This is a genomic window from Sagittula sp., assembly GCF_052825245.1.
In genome coordinates this window covers 60,654-70,357 of record NZ_JBRBWD010000054.1, presented here as the reverse complement: position 1 = coordinate 70,357, position 9,704 = coordinate 60,654, and the positions used below count along the sequence as shown (strand labels likewise).

Sequence of the window (9,704 nt, the reverse complement as noted above, 5' to 3'; positions counted from 1 at the left end):
GGTGGAGACCCTGTTGGCCGGCGGCTCCGACCCGGTCATCACCAAGGAGCCGGAAGGCGCCTGGACCCACGCGGTCAGCGACAAGGCCCTGCAGTAAGGGCCCTGCGGTGAACGGGCTTCGCTGACTGCGTCAGCGACCCGCCGGGGGAAGTTTCACTTCCCCCGGACCCCCTTCAGAGTATTTGCGAAGCAAAGAAGCAGGGCGCGCGGCACCGTATGCCTTGCCCCGCGCAGATCCTTCGCGCCTTGTCTTCATCTTGGTCCAAATACCTCGGGGGAGCCTCCCGGGGGGGAGGCGGGGGCGGAGCCCCCTTCCGGCCGGAACGACCGTTGCCCTAACGTCTGCCCAGCACGATGCCCCGTCCGGCCTGCCCGGGCGTCGCGAGGGTTCCATGCGCCTCGGCGATGCGGGCGAGGCGTTCGGCCGGGATGGCGCCCCAGGCTTCGGGGCGGCGGGTGCGGAGGTTGAAACCCAGCATCTTCGCCTCGTTGGTGGCCGCCACCTGTCCCGAGGCGTCCAGCACCCGGTGGAAGAGGATGTAGCGTTTGGCATCCCAGTCGAGGAGCTGCGTCTCGATCGTGAAGGCGTCGCCCTCGGCCAGTTCGCCGGAATAGGTGACGTGGTTTTCCACGACGACGTATTCGTGGCCGTCGCGCGCCTCCATCCGCAGCGGATCGTTGATCCAGTTGAAGAAGGCCCAGTTCGCCTGGTCGCAGGCGGTCAGGTAATGCGCCATGTTCATGTGGCCGTATTCGTCCACCCATTCGGGCCGCACGACGTTTTCCACCAGCCTGAGCGGCGCGTCCACCCGGCCGGTCCAGGCGTGCAGGAAGGTTTCCGTCTCCAGCATGTCAGCGCCCCGTCCAGACGGGGGAGCGTTTCTCCATGACCGCCGCGACGCCTTCCTTTGCGTCGGCGCTGTCGTAGAGCCGGCCGTAGGCCTCCAGCCCGCCGGCGCGCATCCGGGCGAAGGCCTCCTGTTCCGTCAGCCCCTCCGTCGCGCGGGCGATCTCCTTGACCGCGCGGAGCGAGAGCGGCGCGCAGGCGGCGACGCGGTCTGCCAGTGCGCGCGCCTCCGTCATCAGCGCGTCGGCGGGCACCACGGCGTTGATCACGCCCCAGCGCAGCAGTTCCGCGGCGGGGGCGCGGCGGGCGGTCATCAGCATCTCCATCGCGACGGCGCGCGGCAGGCGGCGCGGCAGGCGGATCACCCCGCCGGAATCCGGGACGAGGCCGATCGAGGTCTCCGGCAGGCCGAACTCCGCCCCTTCGGCGGCGACGATCATGTCCGCCGACAGCGCCAGTTCGAACCCGCCGCCCAGCGCCGTGCCGTTGACCGCGGCGATCACCGGTTTCGTCAGCCCCCAGAACTCCGTCAGGCCGGCAAAGCCGCCGGGGCCCATGTCGGCCTCCGGGTCCTCGCCCTCCTGCGCGGCCTTGAGGTCCCAGCCGGCGGAGAAGAAGCGCCCCTCGGCGGTGACGATGCCCACCGAGAGCCCGTCGTCCTCCTGCAGTTGCTCGAAGGCGGCGCCCAGCGCCCGCGACGTCGCCGCGTCGATGGCGTTCACCTTGCCGCGTTTCAGCACCACCTCGAGCACGCGCCCGCGCACCCCCACCGTCACATCCGCCATCGTCCGGCTCCTTCGCTTGCCCGGGTACGCTGGGCCATGGCGCGTCCGGAGGCAAGGTCGGAGGCTGCCCAAAAACCGGGCAAAGCGCCCGTCCGGCAGCGCCGCCGCCCCTGCGGACCGCCTGCCCCTTTCGCCCTTGCGCAAGCCCTGTCTATAAATGTCGGGTATGACGACCGCGCCGAGGCCTGCCATGACCGTTCCATCGACCCTGACGAACCGCCTGCAGGCGCTGCTCATGCGTCTTTACCCGGACCATGACACCGAGGAGGTGACCGCCAAGGTGTTGGAGGCCTTCTGGCCAGAGGGCACCGATCCGCGCGGCCGCGCCCGCAAGCCCGGCAACCAGCTCTGGAGCCAGAAGGACGCGCTGCTCATCACCTACGGCGACAGCCTGATCGACGGGGTCTACAAGCCGCTCGACCTGTTGCGCGACTTCCTCGGCCAGCACCTGAAGGGCGTGGTGAACGGCGTGCACATCCTGCCGTTCTTCCCCTTCACCTCCGACGACGGGTTCGCGGTGACCGACTACCGCAAGGTGAACCCGGCGCTCGGCGACTGGCCGGACATCCAGCGCATCGCCTCGGAATGGGATCTTGCCTCCGACCTCGTGCTGAACCACGTGTCGTCCCAGGGCACGTGGTTCAACGCCTACCGGCAGGGGCAGAAACCCTACGACGCGTTCTTCTTCGAGGCCTCCCCGGACGACGACCTCTCCATGGTGGTGCGCCCGAGGACCACGCCGCTCCTGCAGGAGGTGGAGACGGCGAACGGCGTCAAGAACGTCTGGTGTACCTTCAGCCACGACCAGATCGACCTGAACTTCAAGAACCCCGAGGTCCTCTACGAGATCATCCGCATCATCCGGTTGCATATCGGGATGGGGGTGAAGATCATCCGCCTCGACGCCGTGGCCTTCGTCTGGAAGCAGCCGGGCACCACCTGCATCCACCTGCCGCAGACCCATGCCATCGTGCAGCTTCTGCGGGTGCTCTCGGACTTCGCACGCGAACCGGTCGTGCTGCTGACCGAGACCAACGTGCCCAAGGCCGAGAACCTCAGCTACTTCGGACAGCTGAACGAGGCGCACTGGATCTACAACTTCCCGCTGCCGCCGCTGATCCTGCACGCCATGCTCTCGGGCGACGCGCATTTCCTGTCGAACTGGCTGCGCTCCATGCCGCCCGCCCCGCACGGCTGCGCCTACCTGAACTTCACCGCCTCGCACGACGGCATCGGGATGCGCCCGGCCGAGGGTCTGCTGCCGGACGAGGAGATCGCGCGCATGATCTCCACCGTGCAGGACAGCGGTGGGCGGGCGTCGATGCGGGCGCTGCCGAACGGCGGGACCTCGGTCTACGAGCTGAACGCCACCTTCTTCTCGGCCCTGTCGCGCACCTATCGCGGCGACACCGCCAATCACATCGCGCGGTTCCTGTGCTCGCAGACCATCGTCATGTCGATCGAGGGCGTGCCCGCCTTCTACATCCACGCGATGCTGGGCACCGAGAACGACATCGAGGGCGTCGAGCGCCGCGGCATGAACCGGGCGATCAACCGCCATCGCTGGGACTACCCCGAACTGCGCAAACGCATCAAGGACCCGGAGACCCCGCAGGGCCAGGTGCTGCCCGCCCTGAAGGAACGGCTGAAGCTGCGCGCGAAGCAGCCCGCCTTCCACCCCAACGCCACGAACTTCACCCTGAACGTGGACGACCGGGTGTTCTGCGTCTGGCGGCAGTCGATCAACCGCGAACAGTCGATCTTTGCCCTGCACAACGTCAGCGCCGAGACGGTGGACCTGCCGCCGCGCGCGCTCAACCTGATCGCGGACGAGGAATGGATCGACCTGCTCTCGGGCGAGACGCTGCACCCCGAAGAGGACGGCGTGACGCTCGCCCCCTACCAGTGCCGCTGGATCACCAACCGGGGGTGACCGTAAAAAGCGTCCGGACGGATTGTTGACCCGACGGCAGGTCCAGCCCCATCATGGGCGGACCTGCCGAACCACACCGGACGACCTCATGACGTTTCGCCTTCTGGCCCTCCTCGCCTGCATCCTCCTCCTCTCCGCGCCCGCGCAGGCCGCCGACATCACCATGGGCGACGACTGCGACATCCGCCTCTCCGGCCAGATCGTGAAGGGCGACGCCGACCGCTTCGGCGCATTGATGGACGGCGCGGCCTGCACCTATTCCACCCTGCACCTGTCCTCGCCCGGCGGCTCGGTGACAGAGGCGCTGGCCATCCCGCAGCACTTCAGCCGCACGACCACCGTGATCGATGCCGGGCAGACCTGCCTGTCGGCCTGCGCGCTGATCTTCATGGCGGGCCACACTTGCGCCGGTGCGCCCTACACCTGCCAGCCCACCCGCCGGATGCACCCCACGGCGACGCTGGGCTTCCACGCGCCCTTCCTGCAGCCGGACCAGAAGCAGCAGCTTGTGCCGCTCGACCTGTCGTTCTCCGCCGCGCTCGACATCTTCGCCCAGATCCAGAGCGCGTTCTCCAAGCTCTCCTCCGTCGTGGCCTCCACCGGCTACAAGCAGGCGATGATCCATCCCGACCTCTTCGCGCAGATGTTCAGCACGCCGCCGCAGGAGTTCTACACGATCACCACGAACGACCAGTTCTACAGCTTCGACATCGGGCTGATGGACGACATCCCCAACACGGCCACCCCCGCCTTCGACCGGCAGCGCGCCGCGACCCTGTGTTACAACATGCTCTATTCCACCTATCGCGGCTGGAACCACTCGGAGTTCGGCTTTGCCGATTACGACACCGGCGGGCAGGAGTATTTCGAAAGCGTCACGAACCATGTGCAGCGGCAGGACCCCGCCCCGTGGCTGGGCGACGGCGTGAGTATCCCGGTCGACTTCGTCGAGTTCCGCAACCTCAACCTCGGGATGGGCTGGTCCGGCTGGTGCGAGATCATGCCCGAGCCCGGCTCCGGCACCGTGTCGGTGAACCTCTACCGGCAGGACAACATGCCCTCCGACAACGACCGGGCCGACGCGCGCGCCTACATGCACTACAGCATGGCCTGGCCGCCGCGCACGCCGCTCAGCGCCGTCTCGTGGAAGGCGGCGGCTGGCGGGGCGGCCGCCACCCCTGCGTCCGTTCCCGGACCCGATCCGGTGGCGCTGGCGCGCGCCTACTTCGACCGCCTTGGCAAGCGTGACGGCGGCGCCCCCTCTGCCCTCTGGATTCCGGAAAAGCGCGAGGTTATCGACCGTGCCGCAGCGGGCATCTGCGATGCGAGCCTCGTCGATGCCTCCGATGCCGACCTCTCCGGCGGCGCGGCAACGGTCAGCCTGCGCGCCCGGGTGACCGGCTGCGGCGCGACCTCGGGCGAAGTCTACGCCCTGCGCATGACCTTCACCCCCGGTGCGGACGGCTGGCGGATCTCGGCCCTGAACAGCGCCGAATGAGCCGTTTCCGGGGGCCGACGCGCCTCTGTTAACCTCTTTTCTCCGCTGCGCTGCAGAAAGGTTACCAACCGGCCGGTTCGAGGGGTCGAAACGGCCGGTTCACCCCTTACAGGCGGGAAACCATGGTGAACGGGTGCTGAATCCGTTGTGGACGGCGGGGTGCATGCCCCCAGATCTGCGCGTCGCAGGGCATCGCACGCAGCCTTAACCCCTCCGCGCGCCGCGTTAAGATGAACGGATCTTCATCAGAACGGCTTCGCCTCGAACTCCGCATTGTCGGCAGCCACCAGCGACCGCAGCTCCGACACCAGCCCCTGGTCGGCGGCGTTCACACGGCTCCAGTTCGGGATGAACGGCGCGTCGTTGGGCTTGGCCAGGAAGGTGTGCCCAGCCACCATGATGTTCTCCGCGAACAGCTCGATGGTGCGTTCCTCGCGGTGCCGGTCCAGCGTCAGCCCGTTCATCTTGGCGTCGTTGTCGTAGAACTCCAGCAGGTCCAGCGCGACCCGGTAATAGGTGGCCTTCAGCGCCCGGAAGGAGTTGGCGGTAAAGATCGTCCCATCCGCCGCCAGCTTGCGGAAGATCGCCTTGCAGATGTCGGTCGACATGCGGTTCAGGCCCGCCGCCGCGTCGCCCTCGCTTTCGTCCTGGTGCTTGTGATCGTAGGCGTCGGCGATCTCAACCTGGCAGACGGTGTGCCGCCCGCTGTTGCGCCAAACCTCTGACAACACGCCGATTTCCAGCCCCCAGTCCGACGGGATGCGCAGGTCGGGCAAGAGCCCGGTGCGCAGCGCGAACTCGCCTGACAACGGGTAGCGGAAGGCGCGCAGGTAGTCGATGTAATCCCGGTCGCCGATCACCCGCTTCAGCGCGATCAGGAGCGGCGAGACCAGCAGCCGCGTCACCCGCCCGTTCAGCTTGCCACCGCCGACACGCGGGTAGAACCCCTTCGACAACTGGTAGCGGAAGTTCGGATTGACCACCGGATAGACCAGCCGGGCCAGCATCTCTCGGTCGTAGGTGACGATGTCGCAATCGTGCAGCGCCATCACCGCCGTGTCCGCGCAGGAGATCAGGTAGCCCATGCAGGTCCACATGTTCTTGCCCTTGCCCGGCTCGTCCGGGGCAAGCCCCATCTCTTCGAGCCGCGCCATGTAGGCCTTCATCCTGGGGCTGTCGTTCCAGAGCACCACATGATCTTGGGGCAGCTTGGAAAAGAAGTCCCGCGCACGGCGGAACTGGTCCTCGTCCGCGCGGTCCAGCCCGATGACGATCCGGTGCAGGTAGCTGACCTGGCTCAGCTCGTCGATGATGTGCGACAACGCCGGGCCTTCCAGCTCCGAGTAGAGCGACGGCAGCACGAGGCTGATCTTGCGCGTCTGGGCGAAGGTCTCGATCTCGTAGACCAGTTCCTCGATCGGACGCTGCCGCAGGTTGTGGAACTGGGCGATATTGCCGTTCTGGTGAAAGTCAGCCATGCGCGGGATCCTTCGCGTCATAATCGTCAAGAAGCGACAGCACCGCCGCCGCCCAGCCCGCGGGCCCCGGAAGGCCGGTGCGCAGGATGCGCCCCGCGTCCTCCCCTTCCAGCAGAGGCAGGCCCGGACCGTGATCGTTGCGCACCACGACGCCGATGTCAGCCGTCTGAAGCATCTCGATGTCGTTGGGCGCGTCGCCAAGCGCAATTGTCCGGGTGGCGCCCATTTCCCGGGCGAGTTCGCGCATGGCATCCGCCTTTGTCCGGCCCAGCGACAGGGTCAGGAACCGCCCGCCGCTGCGTCCCCGGACGCCGTACATGCCAAGCCCGGCGAGGAAGGCCGCGCGCGCCTCGTCCGTTCCGGACCACAACCCGGGTTCAGAGAAGCACCGCTGCCCGGCCCGTTCGGCGCCGTCCAGGCCAAGTCCCGTCACCTCCGCGATCTCCTCTGCGGTCATGTCGGCAAAACCGCGGAACCCGGCCCGAAGTTCCGGCGCCAGATCGGAAAGGGCGCGGCGGATGCGGGCGTGGTCCTCGCTGTCCTGCGCCACACCTTCTGCGGGCCGGTACACCCCGGCGCCGTTCTCCACGATGGCAGGCGTATCGCCAAGGCCGAGATCGGCATGCAAGGGCGCAACCTCGGCCGCGGTCTTCGACGTGGCGAGGATCAGGGGAACGCTCCGCGCCTTCAGCGCATCGAGCGCCGGGCGCGCCGCCTCCCACGAATAGGTGTCGTGATCCAGCAAGGTGCCGTCGAGGTCGGTGAACACGATCAAACCCATGAAGCGACCTCTGCCTGCTTGTCCCTGCAGGATTTATGCCGCAGCCGCATCCCGGCAACCACCGCCCATGCTGCAGTGCGGCTCAATGTGCGGCGGAGAGGTCACGGATGCCCTTCCCAATCGATGGTCAGGTCGACCGGGCCGAGGTGTTCCGCCACCCGGTGCGCGTTCGGGATATCGTTGCCCATGGCCTTTTCGCGCGCACCGGCATGGTCGTATTCGTAGCTCACCCAGCGTTCGATCAGGCGCCGCTCCAGTTCCTCCATGGGCACCGACAGGTAGACCGTCAGGTCCCACAGGTCGGACAGCGCGCTCCACGGGTCCTGGGCGAGGCACAGGTAGTTGCCCTCGACGATCACCGTCTCCGTCTCCGGGCCGATACGTTCGGCCCCGGCGATGGCGATTTCGCGGGTGCGGTCGAAGACGGGCAGGATGACCTCGTCCTCTTCGGCGACACGGGCCAGGCAGGCGCGGAAACCGCCGAAGTCGAAGGTCTCGGGTGCGCCCTTGCGCAGCAGCAGCCCGGCAGGCCTCAGCAGCCGGTCGTCAAGGTGGAACCCGTCCATCGGCATCACCGCCGCGTTGGGCACGCGCGCGGCAACCACATGCGCCAGCGTCGATTTTCCCGATCCCGGCGCCCCGGCCAGGGCGACCAGCCGTCGCCGCCCCCGTATCGGTGTCTCGGCGATCCGATCCGCCACCAGCGTCGCGCTTTTCTGAACGTCCATGGCCCTACCCCCTTCCCGATTGGTGAGGGTCCGGGCCGGGCTTGTCAACGCGGAGGGGCCGAAGGTTCAGCCGAACAGCCGTCCGCGCGCACGGATGACAGCCAGCGCGACAACGGCCAGATAGGCCCAGTCGATCAGCACCAGCAGGTACCACGGGTGGGTGAAGCTGAACCCGATGACGGTCACGGTGGCGAACAGGATGACGGCGATCATCCGGCGCGGCACCTTGATCGCCTTGGGCGACGGCGTCTTCAGCTTGGAGATCATCAGCATCCCGATGAGCGCCAGCCAGAGGGCAACCATCGCCGGGGCCTCTCCCGCGTCCCAGCCGCCGGCGAGCATCATGAACACCGGCAGAAGGCCCAGCATTGCCCCTGCGGGCGCGGGGACGCCGACAAAGTGCCGCTTGGGCCCCGCGCTTTCATCCGCCTGGCCCGACATGACGTTGAACCGGGCGAGCCGCAGGCAGGTCGCGGCGGCAAAGAGCAGCGCAAAGACCCAGCCGAAGCCGCCGGTGTGAGACAGGTGGACCTGGTACACGACAATCGCGGGCGCGACGCCGAAGCAGAGGAAATCGGACAGAGAATCCAGTTGCGCGCCCATCGGTGACTCGGCCTTGAGCTTGCGGGCGAGCAACCCGTCGAGCCCGTCCGCCAGCGCGGCGATCAGGATGGCGAACACCGCCGCCCCGAACCGGCCCTCCATGGCGAACCGGATGGCGGTGAAGCCGAAGCTCATGCCTGTCAGCGTCACCATGTTCGGCAGGAGCAGCAGCAGGGAGACCTGGCTGCGGTCCTCCGGCTGGGTTTCCGGCTCGGTGGGGAGGTCAGGCATGGTTCAGCCTTCCCCGCTTTCGGCGGTCAGGTCGGCGATGACGGTTTCGCCCGCGACCATCGTCTGGCCGATGCGCACGAGCGGCGTTGCACCGGGCGGCAGGTAGATATCGAGACGCGAGCCAAAGCGGATCAGGCCGAAGCGTTCGCCCCGCTCCAGCGTGTCGCCATTCTTGGTCCAGCACAGGATGCGCCGAGCCACGAGGCCAGCGATCTGCACGACGCCATAGCGGCGCCCGTCCGGCAGGGTCACGGCCAGGCCGTTGCGCTCGTTGTCCTCCGACGCCTTGTCGAGCGAGGCGTTGAGGAACTTGCCGGGCCGGTAGGCGACGACATCGATCGTGCCCGCAGACGGCAGGCGGTTCACGTGACAGTTGAAGACCGACATGAAGACGGAGATGCGCACCATCTCTGCCTCGCCCAGTCCCAACTCTGCCGGCGGCACGGCCGGTTCCAGCAGCGAGACAAGCCCGTCGGCGGGTGAGACCATGACATCCGGACGCTCCGGGACCACCCGTTCCGGGTCGCGGAAGAAGTAGTAGACCCAGACGGTCACGCCCGCGGCAAGCCAGCCGAGCGGTTCCCACACAAGGAACAGCACGACCGCGATTGCGGCTGCTATGGCAACGAACTTTCGTCCTTCCGGATGCATCGGCTTGACGAAGGTGGACAGCATGGAGACAGACATGGAACCCCGCAGTGTTGGTCTGCCCTTCTCAGATATTCAGGCGTCGGATGCAAATCAAACCTGAGTCACGCGCCCCGGGTTCCAGCGTCGCGGCGCATCCGTCGGCATCCGTGGCCCCGAAGCCAGCGGCTTG

At 67.5% G+C, this 9,704-nt stretch carries 9 protein-coding genes; 2 read left to right on the top strand and 7 right to left on the bottom strand.

Going from position 1 to position 9,704, the window contains the following annotated elements; translation table 11 throughout:
* Positions 1-335: 335 nt before the first annotated feature.
* A complete protein-coding gene (locus ACU0DV_RS22025; protein WP_446240899.1) occupies positions 336-851 on the bottom strand; it encodes a thioesterase family protein in 516 nt (171 codons plus the stop codon).
* A 1-nt stretch (position 852) separates the two neighbouring features.
* A complete protein-coding gene (locus tag ACU0DV_RS22020) occupies positions 853-1,632 on the bottom strand; it encodes an enoyl-CoA hydratase-related protein (RefSeq protein WP_446240900.1) in 780 nt (259 codons plus the stop codon).
* Positions 1,633-1,822: 190 nt separating this feature from the next.
* Between ACU0DV_RS22020 and ACU0DV_RS22015 the strand changes: the two genes are divergently transcribed.
* Positions 1,823-3,565, top strand: coding sequence for an alpha-amylase family glycosyl hydrolase (locus ACU0DV_RS22015; protein WP_446240901.1), 1,743 nt, complete (start codon positions 1,823-1,825; stop codon positions 3,563-3,565).
* Positions 3,566-3,653: 88 nt separating this feature from the next.
* Positions 3,654-5,063, top strand: a complete 1,410-nt coding sequence (locus ACU0DV_RS22010; RefSeq protein ID WP_446240902.1) for a hypothetical protein — start codon at positions 3,654-3,656, stop codon at positions 5,061-5,063.
* Between the two features lie 245 nt (positions 5,064-5,308).
* On the opposite strand, the gene ACU0DV_RS22005 is transcribed toward ACU0DV_RS22010, so the two are convergent.
* The 5 genes from ACU0DV_RS22005 to ACU0DV_RS21985 form a co-directional block, all read right to left on the bottom strand.
* Positions 5,309-6,541, bottom strand: a complete 1,233-nt coding sequence (locus ACU0DV_RS22005) for a glycosyl transferase (RefSeq protein WP_283981110.1) — start codon at positions 6,539-6,541, stop codon at positions 5,309-5,311.
* A complete protein-coding gene (locus ACU0DV_RS22000; RefSeq protein WP_446240903.1) occupies positions 6,534-7,322 on the bottom strand; it encodes an HAD-IIB family hydrolase in 789 nt (262 codons plus the stop codon). Before ACU0DV_RS22000 ends, ACU0DV_RS22005 begins: the two co-directional genes overlap by 8 nt.
* A 101-nt stretch (positions 7,323-7,423) precedes the next feature.
* Entirely contained in the window at positions 7,424-8,050 is a 627-nt protein-coding gene (locus ACU0DV_RS21995) for a nucleoside/nucleotide kinase family protein (protein ID WP_446240904.1), read from the bottom strand.
* Between the two features lie 66 nt (positions 8,051-8,116).
* On the bottom strand, positions 8,117-8,884 hold the full coding sequence (gene pssA, locus ACU0DV_RS21990; RefSeq protein ID WP_100929336.1) for a CDP-diacylglycerol--serine O-phosphatidyltransferase: 768 nt from the start codon (positions 8,882-8,884) through the stop codon (positions 8,117-8,119).
* A 3-nt stretch (positions 8,885-8,887) separates the two neighbouring features.
* Positions 8,888-9,571: a phosphatidylserine decarboxylase gene (locus ACU0DV_RS21985; protein ID WP_446240905.1), complete on the bottom strand. Its 684-nt coding sequence runs from the start codon at positions 9,569-9,571 to the stop codon at positions 8,888-8,890.
* Between the last annotated feature and the right edge of the window lie 133 nt (positions 9,572-9,704).